This window comes from Nodosilinea sp. LEGE 06152 (assembly GCF_015207525.1).
Taxonomy (GTDB): Bacteria; Cyanobacteriota; Cyanobacteriia; order Phormidesmidales; family Phormidesmidaceae; genus Nodosilinea.
Map to the genome: position 1 here is coordinate 80,041 of NZ_JADEWR010000021.1, position 16,954 is coordinate 96,994.

The window sequence follows — 16,954 nt, forward strand, 5'->3', positions numbered from 1 at the left end:
CTTTTTTATTGGCATTCTTTCACGGCTGAGATGGTACATCCCCTTATTCCCCAAGTGCTCGAGCTGGCGGCCCCCGTTGCCCAAGAGCTAGGGCTAGAAGTGGTTGAAGCAGTTTTTCACACTAACCAGTCTCCCCCGGTGCTTCGCATCGACGTGCGCAGTTTAGAAAACGAAGACACCGGCCTAGACGACTGCGAAAAAATGAGCCAGGCCTTTGAGGCCGTGCTCGATACCAGCGACATCATCCCCGACACCTACGTGCTGGAGGTGTCAAGCCCAGGGGTTTCTGCGGCCCTCGAAACCGATCGCGACTTTGTAGTGTTTAAGGGGTTTATGGTCGAAGTTGCCCTGGCTGAGGCACACAAGGGCAAACAGCTGTGGGTGGGCCAACTAGTCCGCCGCGACGATGACGCTGTCGTGCTCAGCCAGAAAGGAAAATCTATCACCCTACCTCGCCCCCTGGTGACCAGGGTGGAGTTGAGTGATCAAAGCCCCGACTAAAGGTTCTACCCGCCTAGCCCGCCGCATTCAGTTTTGCGATTGACACAGTTTCATGTATTGCCCCAGTTTTATTGCCCAAAGGTGAGTAGGTTATGTCGCTAGTAAGTCTGCCAAATTTGCAGGAAATGATCGATGTCATTAGCCGCGAGCGCAATTTGCCCAAGCACGCGGTCGAGAACGCCCTGCGAGAGGCCCTGCTCAAAGGATACGAGCGCTACCGCCGCACCCGCGAAATCGACACCCACTTCGACGAAGAGTACTTCGACAACTTTGACATTGAGCTAGACGTCGACGACTACGACGATCAGGGCTTTCGGGTACTGGCCACCAAAACCATTGTCGACGAAGTCACCAGCCAAGACCACGAGATTGCTCTGTCTGAGGTGCGCGAAGTAGCTCCCGAGGCCCAGGCAGGCGACACTGTGGTGCTCGATGTCACCCCAGACCAGCGCGACTTTGGCCGGATGGCGGCCATTCAAACCAAGCAGGTACTGGCTCAAAAGCTGCGCGACCAGCAGCGTAAGCTCGTTCAGGAAGAGTTTCAAGACCTCGAAGGCAGCATTCTCTCGGCGCGGGTGCTGCGGTTTGAGCGCCAGTCGGTGATTATGGCGGTTGTCAGCAGCGTGGGCCAGCCCGAGGTCGAGGCCGAGCTGCTCAAGCGCGACCAGTTGCCCAACGACAACTATCGGGCCAACGCCACCTTCCGCGTAGCGCTCAAGAAGGTCTCCGAAGGCTCCCATCGCGGTCCACAGCTGCTGGTATCGCGGGCCGATGCGGCCCTGGTGGTCGAGCTATTCACCAACGAAGTACCCGAAATTGAGGACGAGATCGTCCGTATTGTGGCTGTGGCCCGCGAGGCCAACCCACCGTCTCGCTCGGTTGGCCCCCGCACCAAGATCGCTGTCGATACCTTAGAGCGCGACGTGGATCCAGTAGGGGCCTGCATCGGAGCGCGGGGATCGCGCATTCAGGTGGTGGTCAACGAGCTGCGGGGCGAGAAAATTGACGTCATTCGCTGGTCGCCCGACCCGGCCACCTATATCTCGAACGCCCTCAGCCCCGCTCGCGTTGACGAAGTGCGCCTGGTCAACCCCGACGATCGCCAGGCCCATGTGCTGGTGCCCGAGGACCAGCTCAGTTTAGCGATCGGCAAAGAAGGACAAAACGTGCGTCTGGCCGCTCGGCTGACCGGCTGGAAAATCGATATTAAAGACTCCGGCAAGTACAACTACGAAGAAGAGGACCGCAAGATTGCCGACCTGATTGCGGCCAAAGAGGCGGCGGCGGCCGAAGCCGCCGAACAGGCTGCTGAGGAAGCCGAGGCAGCGGCCTGGAGAGCCGCAGCCGAAGCCGAACGAGCGGCCGCCGAAGCCCGCGCGGCAGGGCTAGAGGTCGATGACGCTGCCAATGACGCAGCAGAAGAGGCAGAAGCCTCACTCTCCGCCGCAGAGTACGAAGCCAACTCCCCCGAGCCCACGGCTGAAGCCGCTGACCTCGATGTTGACGCCGAGGCAGAGGATTTAGACACCGAAGCCTTAGATCAGGAGGAAGCCCCAGAGGAAGAGGCCCCAGGAGCGATCGCCGAGGAAGAATAGGCTTTAGAGAAAACCCATGCCACCTAACTATCGACGCTGTGTCAGCTGTCGGCGAGTCGGCCCCAAAACCGAGTTTTGGCGGCTGGTGCGGGTTCACCCAGACCGTACTGTGCAGCTAGGAGACGGCATGGGGCGATCGGCCTATCTGTGCCCCCAGGCCGACTGCTTACGCCAAGCCCAAAAGAAGAGGCGGCTAGGGCGGGCACTCAAAGCCAACGTGCCAGAGGAGCTATATCAGACCCTCTGGCAACGTTTGGAAACAGCGGTGGCCGACCCCGGAGCGGGAACGACCTGACCCTTAACCCAATAGCTCCCGACAGAACCTATGATGTGAGCAGGAGGCTTAACCAAAAATTTTTGCAACTGAATTGTTCCTGGGGACGATACCTCTGAGATTCTGTTCATTGGGGAAGCAACTGATTACACTCATAGTATGGGTATCTGACTGACCCCTCTTGGAGTCAGTAAACTTGCTTAAGGTCCCATGTCCACCTAGCCTTGGTTTACAATGCCATGCTAGGGCTAACGTATCCGTCAGAATGGTTTGATGTCGTTTTGTTGGACGAAGCAGGTTGGATTATGTAACAAGCTTGACTAGCGTAGGGAGTTGTGGATGAACGGCAAAGTGAGAATTTACGAGTTGTCGAAGGAATTGAATTTGGATAACAAAGACATCTTGGCGATCGCAAGTCGCCTCGATATTGCCGTGAAGAGTCACAGCAGCACCATCGCTGAGTCAGAAGCCGATCAAATTCGTTCGGCGGCGCGGCAGGCGCGCACGAGCAACGGCCCCAATCGGCCCGATCGGCCTCGCCCGGCAGCACCGGTCAAAAATGGTGCTCGTCCTGAGCGCAAGCAACAAATTTTAGAAATTCGCCGCCACCGGGTTACCCCCAGGGCAGACACTGAGGCCGCAGTCCCGCCTGCCCCCAGTACCCCCGCCCCGGTAGCCCAGGACAGGCCAGCGCGGCCCAGCCCCGATAACCTCTCCAAGCCGCCGAGCCGGCCTGGGGTTACTCCCCGCAGCAGCCAGATTGATAGCCCGCCCAAACCCCAGGCTCCCAGTCGCCCTGCTGCCCCCCCTGCCGCTCCGGTTGAAGCCAGCACCGAAACCGTCGAGCGCCCAGAAGCCCCGCCCGCCAAGCCTAAGCCAGAGCTAGTTAGCCCTGTGTCGCGATCGCGGCCTGAGATCAACGAGCGCCCGACAGAGGCCCCTGAGGCAGCGCGGCCACCGCGACCCGTCATTCGCCGCGATCGCAGCAGTAGCCCCCCCGATCGCCCGACGGAAGGTGCGGCCCGCCCCACCATCCCCATTCGCGAAATCGACGCTGACGAAGACGTCCCTCGGCTCAAGCCCAAACCAAAGCTGCGGCGGCCCAATGCCGATGCCGAAACAGCCAGAGCCGAAACGGCCCGCACCGAGCCCGCCGCTGGCAGTGATTCTATCTCTGTGATTGGGGTAGGCGGGCTCGACGAGTCACAGCCTCGCCGCCCCTCACCGCCTCGCCACAAACGCGAAGAGCGCGAGGACGAGGACGATGACCAGAAAATGCGGGAGAAGGCCAGCAAGGTTGGCAAAACCAAGCGCCGTGGCCAGGGCGTGCTGGGTGAAGACGAGGAAGACCTCGACGTGCTGGTCGATGAGCTAGATGAGGATGACGATCAAGTCACCGATGCTCAAAACCTGAGCATTTCGCTAGCTCGTCCGCCTAAGCCCAAGAGCGCGGGTGGAGCCAAGCCGTCGTCGCCAACGATGAAGAGCCACAAGCCTCAGCACCGTGAGAGCGGCAGCAGCGGGCGCTCTCGCCGCGGTCGTCGTGGTGAGTCTCAGCCCACTCAGGAGCGTCCTGAATTTATCGTTCTCTCTGAGGGTCTGACGGTACACGAACTGGCCGAGCAGATTCTGGTGCCCGAGACCGAGCTCATTAAATCGCTGTTCTTTAAGGGCATTGCCGCCAATATCAACCAAACCCTCGACATCGAGACCGCCAAAATGGTGGCCGAGGAGTTTGAGGTCATGGTCGAGACCAGCCAGGTCGAATCGGAGGCCAAGAAGGTCACCGAAATGATCGATGAGACTGACCTTGAAAGTCTCCAGCGTCGACCACCCGTCGTTACCATCATGGGTCACGTTGACCACGGTAAAACTACCCTGCTCGACTCGATTCGCAAAACCAAGGTGGCCCAGGGTGAGGCCGGTGGCATCACCCAGCATATCGGTGCTTACCACGTCGATATCGATCATGCGGGCACATCCCACCAGATCGTCTTCCTAGATACCCCTGGTCACGAGGCCTTTACCGCTATGCGGGCCCGGGGTACGCGGGTTACCGACATAGCCATTCTGGTGGTGGCGGCCGATGACGGTGTGCGGCCTCAAACCATTGAGGCGATCAGCCACGCCAAGGCCGCTGAGGTGCCGCTGATTGTCGCCATCAACAAAGTCGACAAAGAGACAGCCAATCCCGATCGCGTCAAGCAAGAGCTGATGGAGTACGGGCTGGTGCCTGAAGAATGGGGCGGCGACACCATTATGGTTCCGGTTAGTGCCCTGGCTGGCGACAACCTCGACAGCCTGCTAGAAATGATCGTGCTGGTGGCAGAGGTCGAAGATCTTCAGGCCAACCCCGATCGCCCCGCTCGCGGTACCGTCATTGAGGCTAACCTCGACAAGGCTCGCGGCCCAGTGGCAACGCTGCTGATTCAAAACGGCACCCTACGGGTGGGCGACTCTCTGGTGGCTGGTCCCGTCCTGGGCAAAGTCAAGGCCATGCTCGACGATCGCCTACAGCGGGTTCGAGTAGCCGGTCCTTCCTTTGCGGTGGAGGTGCTGGGCCTTAACGACGTGCCTGCCGCTGGCGATGAGTTTGAGGTCTACGCTGACGAGAAAACCGCTCGGGCGGTGGCCGACAAGCGCATGCTTGAACAGCGGCAGTCCCGCCTACAGCAAGCTATGGCGTCTCGTCGGGTTACCCTCAACACGATTTCGGCCCAGGTGCAGGAGGGCGATCTCAAGGATCTCAACCTGCTGCTCAAAGCCGACGTGCAGGGGTCGATCGAAGCCATTCTGGCGGCACTTCAGCAGCTGCCCCAGAACGAGGTACAAATTCGGGTACTCCTGGCCGCCCCCGGCGAAATCAGCGAAACCGACGTCGACCTGGCGGCAGCCAGTGGTGCAGTCATCATCGGGTTCAACACCACGCTGGCACCTGGGGCACGGCAGTCCGCCGATCGCCAGGGCGTCGATGTGCGCGACTACGAGGTGATCTACAATCTGCTCGACGATATCCAGGGGGCTATGGAGGGCTTGCTCGAGCCCGAAATGGTCGAAGAGCCGCTGGGTCAGGTCGAAGTGCGAGCGGTATTCCCCGTGCGCAAGGGAGCAGTGGCAGGCTGCTACGTGCTCTCCGGCAAGGTGACCCGCAACTGCAACCTGCGAGTCGTGCGAGGTGGCGAGGTGGTCTACACCGGCAAGCTCGACTCCCTCAAGCGGATGAAAGAAGACGCTAAAGATGTAGCGGCTGGGTTCGAGTGCGGCATCGGCATCGACAGCTTCAGCGATTGGAAGGAAGGCGACATCATCGACGCCTACCGTCTGGTCACCAAGCGTCGCACCCTGGCCATGGCCTAGGTACCCCGAGACAGCCCGACGACTGTGTACATAACAACGGAGTAGGCAATGGCACCCTGGCGCTACGATCCATACCTGTGGGTACATCTGGCCGGTTTGGCGACTGTGCCCCTGTGGATCGACCTGTGCCTGCTAGGTTTGGCGGTGGGAAACCCCACCCTGCCGGGTCTGGAGCTGGGTGTCATTGTTGGGTTGGGGGTGGTACCGGTGCTGGTAATGCAGCTGCGCCGCCCCTTCTACATTTACAGCCTGCCAGGCATCGCCCTGCGCCCCGCCGCCCTTAGCGACGACCAACGCCGCCAGCTTAGTCAGTTTCGCCAGTGGCGAGTGCGGTTGGCGGCACTGCTGGTACCTGTGCCGCTGGTGTGGGCATTAGTAAAGCTTTACCCTCTAGCATTTTTAGCCCGCAATATTACCCCTTTTGACGACTGGGGGCGGCTAGGGGGTGTTGCGATCGCAGCGGTCAGCTTCTTTTTAGCCAACTTGTTTCTACAGGTGCCTGTAGCAGTGCTTCAGGTGTTAGCTACCCCCGATCGCCGAATGGCGGCGGTGCCGCCCTACCCCACTGAGGCCATAGCGGCTGATTTTAGCTGGCTGGGCCTGTCGGTGGGTAAGCTTTTGCCCAGCCTGGTTCCTCACGATCCAACTCCCCAAGCCAATCAAGACGTTGAGATTGACAACGAAGATGTGCAACCAGAGCATCTAGGCCTAGAGCATCAAGGCCTAGAGCACCAAACCTCGAACTTAGAATCTTCAGGTGTAGATTTTCCTGCGAGGGATCACGCTATAGCGGATGCGCCAGCGATCGCCCCCGTGACTCCAGAGACGGCCTTAGCGGATGTCACTGATCCCGAACCAGTCGAGCCTTCTGAAGAGCTATTAGAGCAGGATGATTTGCCAGATTCTCACCCGATTTACACCACTCCAGCAGCCAGTCATCATCAAGTAGCCGTGGTAGAACCTTTGGGGGAAGAAGAGGCTGGAGAGGGGACAGATGACGCAGAAACAGTCGGCCAGACGGCAATAGGTCATTCCGGTCGTAACGACTCAACCCTGCGGCATCCTGAGGTTGATGACCCAGACGAGGGATCCTCCCCCGACTTGGTGAGCCACCTAGAACCGTGGCCCGTCGTGCCGACGCCTACCCCTGAGTTCACCAGGGGAACATTGCGGCATCCATAGATATTTCTCAATTCTTGAGACTGTGGTTTTTGTCACAATCGCAGTGGAACGGTTGCGCTATCTTGTATAGGTGGTTGTCTAATCAATCGGGGTTTTGGCTGGCTCGCCGGTTGATTGAACCGCCCCGAACGTTGATACGACCTTAGGGTTTAACGTTGACCTAGATTTTTTAGAGGCAGCTATGGCCGTAACTCGCTCTGCAAGCTCCACACCGCTTTCTGACCACGCCCGAATTTGGTATAGCCTCAAGTGCGCGATCGCCAGCAGTTCCGGCTTTAAAAGCTGGAAGGGCGAACTTCCCAGCGCTGAGGCCGAGGCAGCTCCGCTTGACCAGCTCGTGCGTCGCTATCTGCGCGAAACCCTAGAGACCCTGGCTTACTAAGCTCCGTAGTACTCCTTGTACCAGGCTACAAATTTCCCAATGCCTACCTCCAGCGGGGTGCTGGGCGCAAAGCCAACATCGGCCATCAGGTCACTGACATCGGCGTAGGTCGCAGGCACATCTCCCGGCTGCATCGGGCACATTACCGTTTGCGCTGTTTTTCCCAGGGCTGACTCAATGATCTGGATGAAGCGCAGTAGCTCCACCGGCTGGTGGTTGCCAATGTTGTAAATCCTATAAGGGGCCTGGCTGTCGCTGCTGGTTTGGGCACCTGCTTTGGGAGTGTGCGCCATCACTCGCACCACCCCCTCTACAACGTCGTCCACGTAGGTAAAATCGCGCTTCATCTGGCCCTGGTTAAACACCTGGATAGGGCGATCACCCAAAATAGACTCAGCAAACTTAAAGTAGGCCATATCGGGCCGCCCCCAGGGGCCATATACCGTAAAAAATCGCAGCCCTGTCGTAGGGATTTGGTACAGGTTGCTATAGGCGTGGGCCATTAGCTCATTGGCTTTTTTGGTAGCCGCGTATAGCGACACCGGGTAATCAACTCGATCATCCACCGAAAACGGCACTTTGCGGTTGGCCCCATACACCGAGCTGGATGACGCAAAGACCAGGTGATCGACCCCCATCAGGCGACACCCTTCTAACACGTTGAGAAACCCAGAGAGATTGCTGTCGGCGTAGGCAAACGGATTTTCAAGGGAGTAGCGCACCCCCGCCTGGGCCGCCAGGTGAACGACGTACTGAAAGCGATGGTTGCGAAACAGGGTCAGCATGCCTTCGCGATCGAACAGGTCGAGCTGCTCAAAGGTAAAGCCTTCATCGGGGGTGAGCTGAGCCAGGCGATCGCGCTTGAGGCCTACGTCGTAATAGTCATTGAGATTATCAATGCCGTAGACCCGCTGGCCGCTATCTAACAGCCGCCGAGCCACAAATGAGCCAATAAATCCTGCTACCCCAGTCACCAGTACAGCGATAACCGTAGCCTCCTAGGGCGAATCGATTGCATCCAAAATTGCACTCCGAAATTGCATCCAAAATAACCTCAGTTGCAGATGGTTTCGCCCCCAAAATCTTAAGTCTTTTGCCTAATTTTACCGATGGCGACCCTTGCCATCAGCCATTGCCGCCATCGGTGCTAGGATCAGGCCAAAGAAACCAAAAAGAATGGTAAGAGAGAAAGGACGTAGTCGTACATGCAAGAATTTGAAAAAACAATATCCTTTGGTGGTCGCGATATTCACCTGAGGGGTGGGCTGTTGGCTCCCCAAGCCGGGGGCGCAGTGCTAGTGCAGTCGGGAGAAACAGCCGTTTTGGTAACGGCAACCCGCTCGGCAGGACGTCAGGGCATCGACTTTTTGCCCCTGCTAGTTGACTACGAAGAGCGCCTCTACGCCGCCGGACGCATCCCCGGCGGATTTTTACGTCGGGAGGGTCGCCCCCCCGAACGCGCCACTCTGATTTCTCGCCTGATTGATCGCCCCATGCGGCCCCTGTTTCCGCAGTGGCTGCGCGACGACATTCAAATTGTTGCCACCACCTTGGCGATGGACGAACAGGTGCCCCCCGATGTGCTGGCCGCAACCGGCGCTTCAATTGCGGTGCTGCTGGCCAAAATTCCCTTCTACGGCCCCATGGCGGCGGTGCGCGTAGGCCTAGTCGGTGACGACTTTGTCATCAACCCCACCTACAGAGAAGTGGAAACCGGCGATTTAGACCTCATAGTTGCAGGTTCTCCCGACGGCGTCATTATGGTTGAAGCCGGGGCCAACCAGCTGCCTGAGGCCGATGTCATTGAAGCCATCGACTTTGGCTACGAGGTCGTGCAAGACCTGATCAAAGCCCAGCTAGAGCTAATTAAAGACCTGGGCATTGAGATCGTCACCGAGCAGGAACCCGAAACCGACCCAACCCTGTCTACCTTTATTGAAGAAAAGACTGCTGCCGCCATTAAAGAGGTGCTGAAGCAGTTTAGCCTCACCAAGCCCGAGCGCGACGAAAAGCTAGACGCCATCAAAGAGGAGCTAGCCGCCGCTATTGAAGGCTTAGAGGACGACAACCCAGTCAAAGCAGCGGTAGCTGAGAATAGCAAAGCCCTGGGCAACACCTACAAGTCAGTCACCAAAAAGCTGATGCGGCAGCAGATCCTCGACGAGAAGGTGCGGGTCGATGGCCGTCAGCTCGATGAGGTACGCCCCATTTCGTGCCAGGTGGGGCTGTTGCCCAAACGGGTGCACGGGACCGGGCTGTTTCGGCGTGGGCTGACCCAGGTGATGTCGGTGACTACCCTGGGCACCCCTGGCGATGCCCAGATGATGGATGACCTCCACCCCGACGAAGAGAAGCGCTACCTGCACCACTACAATTTCCCCCCCTACTCGGTGGGAGAAACTCGGCCCATGCGATCGCCCGGTCGCCGCGAGATTGGTCATGGTGCCCTAGCCGAGCGAGCGCTGGTGCCGGTGCTGCCGCCCAAGGAAGAGTTTCCCTACGTGATCCGCGTCGTGTCGGAAGTGCTGTCGTCTAACGGCTCTACTTCGATGGGTTCGGTGTGTGGCTCTACCCTGTCGCTGATGGATGCCGGGGTGCCCATTACCAAGCCGGTCAGCGGAGCCGCCATGGGGTTGATTAAAGAAGGCGAAGAAGTTCGCATTCTCACCGATATCCAGGGCATTGAAGACTTCCTAGGCGACATGGACTTCAAAGTTGCTGGCACCGACAGCGGCATTACCGCCCTGCAGATGGACATGAAAATCACCGGCCTGCCTATGAAGGTAATCGCCGACGCCATCAACCAGGCCAAGCCCGCCCGGCTGCATATCCTAGAGAAAATGCTGGCCACCATTGACACTCCCAGAACGGAGCTGTCGCCCTACGCCCCACGCCTGATCAGCTTCAAGATTGACCCTGAGTTAATCGGTATGGTGATTGGCCCCGGCGGCAAGAAGATCAAAGGAATTACCGAGCAAACGGGAGCCAAAGTCGATATCAACGACGACGGCACTGTGACTGTGTCCTCCATCGAAGGCGAAAAGGCTCTACAGGCCAAAGCTCTGATCGAGGCCATTGTCTTCAAACCCGCCGCAGGCGACGTGTTTGTGGGTAAGGTAACCCGCGTCATCCCCATTGGGGCTTTTGTAGAGTTTATGCCTGGACAGGAAGGCATGATTCACATTTCGCAGCTCGCCGACTATCGGGTGGCCAAGGTTGAAGATGAAGTCAACGTTGACGACGAAGTCATCGTCAAGGTGCGTGAAATTGACGGTCGTGGTCGCATCAACCTGACCCGCCTCAACATTCACCCCGATGAGGCCGCAGCGGCGCGCGAGGCAGCGGCACTGCGCTAGAGCAGTGGAGAGATGAGGGGCTGAGGAGGTGAGGCGATCGCTCTCATCTCCCCATTCCTCCATCTTCTCTACATCCTCATCTTTCCCCTTACCCTGCCCCCGAATCAAACGTTGCACGCCGCAACATTTGATTCGGGGGTTCTTTTCTTAGTACGATGCAATTCTGTATACCTAGCCTCTAACCTCAAAACATCGTGCGAAAAATTGTTATTGCTGGCAACTGGAAAATGTACAAGACCCAGGGCGAGACCCTGGATTTTTTGCGTCATTTTTTGGGGCAACTGACCGATACACCCGACGGGCGCGAAATCGTGCTGTGTGCCCCATTTACGGCCCTAGGAGCACTGTCTAAAAGTCTGCATGGAGCCAGAATTAAAGTCGGTGCCCAGAATATTCACTGGATGCCCGAAGGTGCCTTTACTGGTGAAATCTCGGGGGATATGCTGCGCGAGCTGGGGGTGCGCTACGTAATTGTGGGCCACAGCGAGCGTCGCCAGTACTTTGCCGACACCGACGAAACGGTGAACATGCGCCTGCAGGCCGCCCAGAAATGCGGCCTCACCCCAATTTTGTGCGTGGGTGAAACCAAAACCCAGCGCGATGCTGGCGAAACTGAGGCGGTGATTGCTACCCAGATTGAGAAGGGCTTGGTGGATGTTGACCAGAACAATTTGATTATTGCCTACGAACCCATCTGGGCGATTGGCACTGGCGACACCTGCGAGTCGACCGATGCCAACCAGGTAATTGGCGGCATTCGCAAGCTGCTTAAAAATCCCGATGTCAGTATTCAGTACGGTGGCTCGGTCAAACCCAGCAATGTCGATGAGCTGATGGCCCAGCCTGAGATTGACGGGGCCCTGGTTGGCGGGGCCAGCCTGGAGCCCGACAGCTTTGCCCGCATTGTCAACTTTCAGTGACCTGGGGCACCATCTGCCCTACTTTCTAAAGTCATCCTGGCGAAATCGAGGCACTTGAGGGCTAAAACCTAGAATAAGTGGACGCCCGGCACTGACCGAAGGCGCTAGTCTGGCGCACTTGTTTGAGGAATTGAAGGGTCGACCATGAATGTACTGGTGATAGATGTTGGCGGTAGTAACGTCAAGATTCTAGCGACGGGCCAAACCGAAGCCCGTAAGTTTGCCTCTGGCCCTACCCTGACGCCAGAGGCTATGGTAGCCGGAGTCAAGGAACTGGCGGGCGACTGGGCCTATGAGGCGGTGGCGATCGGCTATCCCGGACTGGTGCAGAAGGGGGTGATCACCAAAGAGCCCCACAATCTGGCTCCCGGCTGGATCGGGTTTGACTGGGAAGCGGCTTTTGGCTACCCGGTTCGCATCATCAACGATGCGGCTATGCAGGCTCTGGGCAGCTACGAGAGCGGTACCATGCTCTTTTTAGGCCTGGGCACCGGACTGGGGTCAGCCATGGTGGTAGAGGGGGTAGTTGTGCCCCTGGAGCTGGCCCATCTTCCCTACAAAAAAGGCACCTACGAGCACTATCTGGGCAAGCGGGCTCTGGAACGGCTGGGCAAAAAGAAGTGGCGTGAGTATGTAGAAACCTGTGTGAGTCAGTTGACGGCAGCGCTACAGCTCGATGATGTCGTGATCGGCGGTGGTCAGATCAAGGTGCTAAAAGAACTCCCTACGGGCTGTCGCCCCGGCCACAATAGCAACGCCTTTGTGGGTGGATTTCGCCTCTGGGAACCCGGCCGAGAGCGCTTTACGGCTACTACCTAGAGCATCGGTACAGCATCTACACTTGTATAGGTCATAGCTAGGGTGTCGGCTGATCGGCAACGCTTTCTGGCTGGCTGGCATCGCAGCCTTGGGAAGGGTTAATGGGTTGCACATAGCCCTGGTTGTAGGTGCTGCCATCGGGCATGGTGGCAAACTCTAGCCGTGCCCCGGTCAGGTTAGCGTTGGTGAGATCGGCCTCGTAGAGGTCGGCGTAGCGCAGGTCGGCCCCGCGCAGATCGGCGTTAGACAGATCGGCCTGGCGCAAAATAGCGCCGTAGAGGCTGGCCTCTGAGAGATTGGCCTGGCGCAGCTGAGCTGAACAGAGAGCGGCATCGCGCAGTTCGGCCTGGGTAAGCGAGGCGTTGGTCAGGTCGGCTTTCACCAGGCTGGCATGGAGCATTTGGGCCTGGCTCAGGTCGGCCTGCACCAGAATCGCTTCTGACAGGTCAGCTCCCTGGAGATTGACCTGATGCAGGGTGGCCTGGGTGAGGTTGGCCTGGTGCAGCACGGCGTTGATCAGCTGGGTGCCGTTCAGGTTGGCCTCGGCCATATTGGCCGCTCGAAAATTTTGGTTGCTGAGGTCTTGGCCACTGAGGTCGGTGGCGGCCAGGTCACACCGCTGGCAGCGGCGATCGCCGCTTGCATTGGGGGGTGCGATCGCCGATCGCGCGGTAGCGACCGTTTCTGTGGCGACATCGGTAGCGGCATCGAGGGCTTGGTAACGGCTCAGCTGCTCACGCGCCACCCGCAGTGCCGTCGGGGTAACGGCCGTTAAGAGCACCAGCAGGCTGACTAATATATTCCACCGCATAGGCTAAGCCGGAGAGCCGGTTCAGAGAGGTTGCACTCCAATACTCAGAGATGCCGTGGTCAATCAGGACGGCCAGCATTAAGTTGCGATAGCGGTGGGCGGGTTTTTATGAAGGAAATCAAACCGTTGCTAAGGAGCGCTGGGATGGCCGTATAAATACGTAGACGCGCCCGAGGTTTCATCAAAGTATCACAGAGTACTGGTGGGGAATTCGCAGATTCTTGCTGGTCTATTGCGTATTCTGGGGGAGATCCCGTCGAGGGTGGCCTGCTCAACTCAGTATGTTCCCTGTTATGGATAATTCACCGTTTCGTCGTATTGTTTTGCCCGCCCTGCTCGCCTCTAGCGCTGGGTTTGCCGCCCTCACCTGGCCCATGGCCTCTGACCAGGCCGTGCAGGTGTCCGAGCGGCTCCCTGAACCCTTTAGCCGCTGGGCCGACTCAGCCCTAATTCCCCATCAGCACAAAGAGTTTTCGATTCGCTATATCGGCTTTGCGATTCTATCGAGCGTTGCCATTGGCATTGGCACCGCTGAGGTCATGCGATCGCAGCAGGGGCGATCGCAGCGTCGCCAGAGCCTACTCAATGAGGTACTGGAAGCAGCCAGCGATCGCCCACTAGTCGACCCCACCGATATAGACTACGCCGTTGCTACGCCCGGTGCCGAAGCCGCCCCACCAGCGGAAACCGAGCGTCCTACCGTCGCCCTTGACTGGAGCAGCCTGCTGCAGGGCACGGCCAAAACCAGCCCTCCAGACTCGGACCCGACCGATGCCGGGCTGCTCTCCACGGCCCTAGAAGACCACGCTCTGTATCACATTCAGGGGGCCAACCAGCAACAGTGTTTGGCCCTTGCCGTAGAGGGCGCATACTACCGCTACTACCGCAGCCGCCCCGACGTAGACAAAGCCCAGAAGCTGGTGCAGCAGCTGCAGCAGCAGGGTAAACAAGTGATCGCCACAGTAGATGACAACAGCTATGTCGTGTGGGTGCGGGAGTCAGAGTCACCCCAGCAAGTGGTGCCGTGGCCCCGCCTGACGATCGCCCAGCAGGGGTGACCCGGTAGGCAAACGATAGCCGATCGCTGACTATAGCCGTGCAATGTTGAGCAGTACAAAAGCATGAATCTCAAAACGCTAGAACATCTTTGGACAGCTTTTGTGGAGGGGGAGCGAGATTTTACCGGCATCAATCTGGCCGGGGCCGACCTTAACCACTGGAGCCTGGCCAGAGTCGATTTTTGGGGCGCTGACTTTAGTCGAGCCAACCTCACCAAGGCCAACTTTCGCCGCGCTAACCTCAAGCAGGCCCAGTTTAGCGATGCCAATTTATCGGGAGCCGATCTGCGCTGGGCCGATCTGCGAGAAGCGGTGCTCACCGGAGCAGACCTCGATGCCGCTCGCCTAGAAGGTGCCCTGTATAACGCTCGAACTCAGTTTCCCGAAGGATTTAACCCTAGCGAAGCCAGCATGTGGAGCCTAGAACCAGGTGCTTCCCTAGCCACTAAAGATCTGCGCGAGCGCGACCTCGGGGGCGCTGACTTGACCGCCGCCGATCTGAGCGGTGCGCTGTTGGTCAACAGTCAGCTGTTTGGGGTCGTGCTGAAAAAGGCCAATCTGCTCAGCGCCCTCATGGGTGATAGCGACCTGCGCTATGCCGACCTGCGCCAGGCCACCCTGATGCTGGCCGACCTGCGTGGGGCCGACCTGCGCGGGGCCGACCTGCGCGGGGCCAACCTGATTGGCACCAACCTGCGGGGGTGCCAACTGGCCGCCACCAACTTAGAAGGAGCGCTCTACTCCGACAGCACTCAGTTTCCCCGTGGGTTTCAGTTGCCCAAAACCCTGCACCATTTGGCTCCGGGGGCATCGCTGTGGGGGGCTGACCTCAGCGGGGCCAGGCTCACCGGAGTAGACCTCAGCGGGGCCAATTTGGCGGGGGCCAACCTCATGCACGCCGACCTCTGGGGAGCCTGTTTGGCGAACGCCGACCTATCGGGGGCCAACCTGCTGGGAGCCAACCTGCTGGGCACCGACCTATCAGGGGCCAACCTCAACCAGACCAACCTCATGCAGGCGATTATCGATCTGCCGGGGGAGCGAGCCCCGATGGTTGCTCTCAACGGCCAGACGGCTTGAGGGTGATGGGTGAAGCTGTACTGAGCGTTGTCTAGGAACTACCTGCGATCGCCCTCATCACTAAAGCAGCGTCATTTGGCTGCCGTCGTTGGGTAGAGCCTCGTCGTAGCCCAGGTGGCGACGGGCGGCGGGGGTCACCATTCGCCCTCGGGGAGTACGCTGCAGATAGCCAATTTGCAGCAGGTAGGGTTCGTAGACCTCCTCAATGGTTTGGGGGTCTTCGCCAGTCGAGGCGGCCATCGTATCAAGGCCAACGGGGCCACCGCCAAAGTTTTCAACCATCACCGAGAGCAGACGGCGATCGGTCCAGTCGAGGCCGCAGGGGTCAACGTTAAATAGCTCCAGGGCTTCGGCCGCCAGGGTCGCCGTTATTGCACCAGCCGCCTTGACCTCTACGTAGTCGCGCACCCGCCGCAGCAGGCGGTTGGCAATGCGGGGTGTGCCTCGGGCGCGGCGAGCGATTTCTTCGGCCCCAGCGGGTTCGATGGGGGTTTTTAGCACGTCGGCGGTGCGCAGCACAATGGGAGTCAGCTCGTCGATTTCGTAAAACCGCAGCCGCTGAATCAGACCAAAGCGATCGCGCAGGGGCGAACTTAGTGCCCCAACCCGCGTTGTCGCCCCCACCAGCGTAAACGGGCAGAGCGGAATGCTGCGGGTGCGAGCCGACTGCCCCTTGCCGATGGTGATATCGAGCCGAGAGTCCTCCATCGCCGGGTACAAAATTTCTTCCGTTACCCGGGGCAGCCGGTGAATTTCGTCAATAAACAGCACATCGCCGGGCTTGAGACTCACCAGCAAACCGGCAATATCGCGGGGACGCTCTAGGGCTGGGGCGGTCGTAATTTTGCAGGTTACCCCCATTTCCTCAGCCAAAATCAGGGCCATGGTGGTCTTGCCTAGTCCCGGCGGCCCATAGAGCAGCAGGTGGTCGAGCGGTTCTTGCCGTGACTGAGCTGCCTGAATCGCAATTCCCAGAACTTCTTTTAACGCCGCCTGACCGATGTAGTCCTGCAGGCGCTGGGGGCGCAGGCTGTCTTCTGGGGCTGTAGTTGTTATTGCCGCATCCGTTGCCGCACCCGCAGACTCAGCCTGGATGTCTTCTGGCTGCATGTCGCCCCCTTTGACCAACGAGAGCAGCGGCTGCAGGGTCTCAGCATCGGCAGGTGGCGCTGACGGTTTAGACCTAGTCGCCTTAGTCTTAGCCGCCTTGGGCTTGGCCGAGTCGTCGGGAGTATGGGAAGAGACAATGGCCATAGAGGAACCCAAGGGTCAGCCCCCCTATGATACTGTGGTGCATTTGCACTATCAAGCCATTGGCCAGCCCTACAGCAGAATGAGCAGCCCCAGGCCAAAACCAGCTAGACCCATCATCGCTGGGCCAAAGCCAGTCTCACCGGCCTCTGGGGGAACGCTGAGATCTTTTTCAAAATCGCACTTGAGGCAGTGATACACCGTGGGCTTGTACTCCACAATGCTGTGCACGCCGCACTTAGGACATTGCACGCTAGGCGGAGTGAGGGTAGATACAGTCATGGCTACACACCTGATGAATAAAGGGCTATTAGCGAACCTTCAACCTGAACCTGGGTTAACGTTCGTTGGTCAACATCAGGAAACAC

At 58.7% G+C, this 16,954-nt stretch carries 15 protein-coding genes; 11 read left to right on the forward strand and 4 right to left on the reverse strand.

What is annotated here, in order from left to right; all coding sequences use genetic code 11:
- Positions 1-30 precede the first annotated feature (30 nt).
- The 6 genes from rimP to IQ265_RS23095 all read left to right on the forward strand — a co-directional run bounded on the left by rimP (position 31) and on the right by IQ265_RS23095 (position 7,291).
- Positions 31-501 carry a ribosome maturation factor RimP gene (gene rimP, locus IQ265_RS23070; RefSeq protein WP_194057953.1) on the forward strand — a complete coding sequence of 157 codons (471 nt, stop codon included), beginning with the start codon at positions 31-33 and terminating at the stop codon, positions 499-501.
- Positions 502-593: 92 nt separating this feature from the next.
- Positions 594-2,096, forward strand: a complete 1,503-nt coding sequence (gene nusA / locus IQ265_RS23075; protein WP_194057955.1) for a transcription termination factor NusA — start codon at positions 594-596, stop codon at positions 2,094-2,096.
- Between the two features lie 16 nt (positions 2,097-2,112).
- Positions 2,113-2,391 (forward strand): YlxR family protein, encoded by a 279-nt coding sequence (locus tag IQ265_RS23080; RefSeq protein ID WP_194057957.1) that lies wholly within the window; start codon positions 2,113-2,115, stop codon positions 2,389-2,391.
- Positions 2,392-2,709: 318 nt separating this feature from the next.
- Positions 2,710-5,727, forward strand: a complete 3,018-nt coding sequence (infB, locus tag IQ265_RS23085; protein WP_194057959.1) for a translation initiation factor IF-2 — start codon at positions 2,710-2,712, stop codon at positions 5,725-5,727.
- Between the two features lie 48 nt (positions 5,728-5,775).
- Positions 5,776-6,909 (forward strand): low-complexity tail membrane protein, encoded by a 1,134-nt coding sequence (locus tag IQ265_RS23090; RefSeq protein WP_194057961.1) that lies wholly within the window; start codon positions 5,776-5,778, stop codon positions 6,907-6,909.
- 181 nt (positions 6,910-7,090) lie between these two features.
- A complete protein-coding gene (locus tag IQ265_RS23095) occupies positions 7,091-7,291 on the forward strand; it encodes a hypothetical protein (protein WP_194057963.1) in 201 nt (66 codons plus the stop codon).
- Here the strand turns inward: IQ265_RS23095 and IQ265_RS23100 are convergent.
- On the reverse strand, positions 7,288-8,277 hold the full coding sequence (locus tag IQ265_RS23100; RefSeq protein WP_194058008.1) for an NAD-dependent epimerase: 990 nt from the start codon (positions 8,275-8,277) through the stop codon (positions 7,288-7,290). The genes IQ265_RS23095 and IQ265_RS23100 overlap by 4 nt on opposite strands.
- A 219-nt stretch (positions 8,278-8,496) precedes the next feature.
- On the opposite strand from IQ265_RS23100, the gene IQ265_RS23105 reads away from it, so the two are divergent.
- The 3 genes from IQ265_RS23105 (at position 8,497) to IQ265_RS23115 (ending at position 12,386) form a co-directional block, all read left to right on the forward strand.
- Positions 8,497-10,647, forward strand: a complete 2,151-nt coding sequence (locus tag IQ265_RS23105) for a polyribonucleotide nucleotidyltransferase (RefSeq protein ID WP_194057965.1) — start codon at positions 8,497-8,499, stop codon at positions 10,645-10,647.
- Between the two features lie 194 nt (positions 10,648-10,841).
- The gene (gene tpiA, locus IQ265_RS23110; protein WP_194057967.1) at positions 10,842-11,567 is read left to right on the forward strand and encodes a triose-phosphate isomerase; all 726 of its coding nucleotides are present in this window, start codon (positions 10,842-10,844) and stop codon (positions 11,565-11,567) included.
- Positions 11,568-11,711: 144 nt separating this feature from the next.
- The gene (locus tag IQ265_RS23115; RefSeq protein ID WP_194057969.1) at positions 11,712-12,386 is read left to right on the forward strand and encodes an ROK family protein; all 675 of its coding nucleotides are present in this window, start codon (positions 11,712-11,714) and stop codon (positions 12,384-12,386) included.
- 37 nt (positions 12,387-12,423) lie between these two features.
- Here IQ265_RS23115 and IQ265_RS23120 read toward each other — a convergent pair whose 3' ends face one another.
- Positions 12,424-13,197, reverse strand: a complete 774-nt coding sequence (locus tag IQ265_RS23120) for a pentapeptide repeat-containing protein (protein WP_194057971.1) — start codon at positions 13,195-13,197, stop codon at positions 12,424-12,426.
- A 293-nt stretch (positions 13,198-13,490) separates the two neighbouring features.
- Here IQ265_RS23120 and IQ265_RS23125 point away from each other — a divergent pair, with 293 nt between their 5' ends.
- Complete coding sequence (locus IQ265_RS23125; protein WP_194057973.1) at positions 13,491-14,255, forward strand: hypothetical protein; 765 nt, start codon at positions 13,491-13,493, stop codon at positions 14,253-14,255.
- Positions 14,256-14,318: 63 nt separating this feature from the next.
- Entirely contained in the window at positions 14,319-15,335 is a 1,017-nt protein-coding gene (locus IQ265_RS23130) for a pentapeptide repeat-containing protein (protein ID WP_194057975.1), read from the forward strand.
- A gap of 60 nt (positions 15,336-15,395) precedes the next feature.
- On the opposite strand, the gene ruvB is transcribed toward IQ265_RS23130, so the two are convergent.
- Both ruvB and IQ265_RS23140 read right to left on the reverse strand, forming a co-directional pair.
- Positions 15,396-16,589, reverse strand: a complete 1,194-nt coding sequence (ruvB, locus tag IQ265_RS23135; protein WP_194057977.1) for a Holliday junction branch migration DNA helicase RuvB — start codon at positions 16,587-16,589, stop codon at positions 15,396-15,398.
- A gap of 69 nt (positions 16,590-16,658) precedes the next feature.
- Positions 16,659-16,868: a hypothetical protein gene (locus IQ265_RS23140; protein ID WP_194057978.1), complete on the reverse strand. Its 210-nt coding sequence runs from the start codon at positions 16,866-16,868 to the stop codon at positions 16,659-16,661.
- Positions 16,869-16,954: the final 86 nt, after the last annotated feature.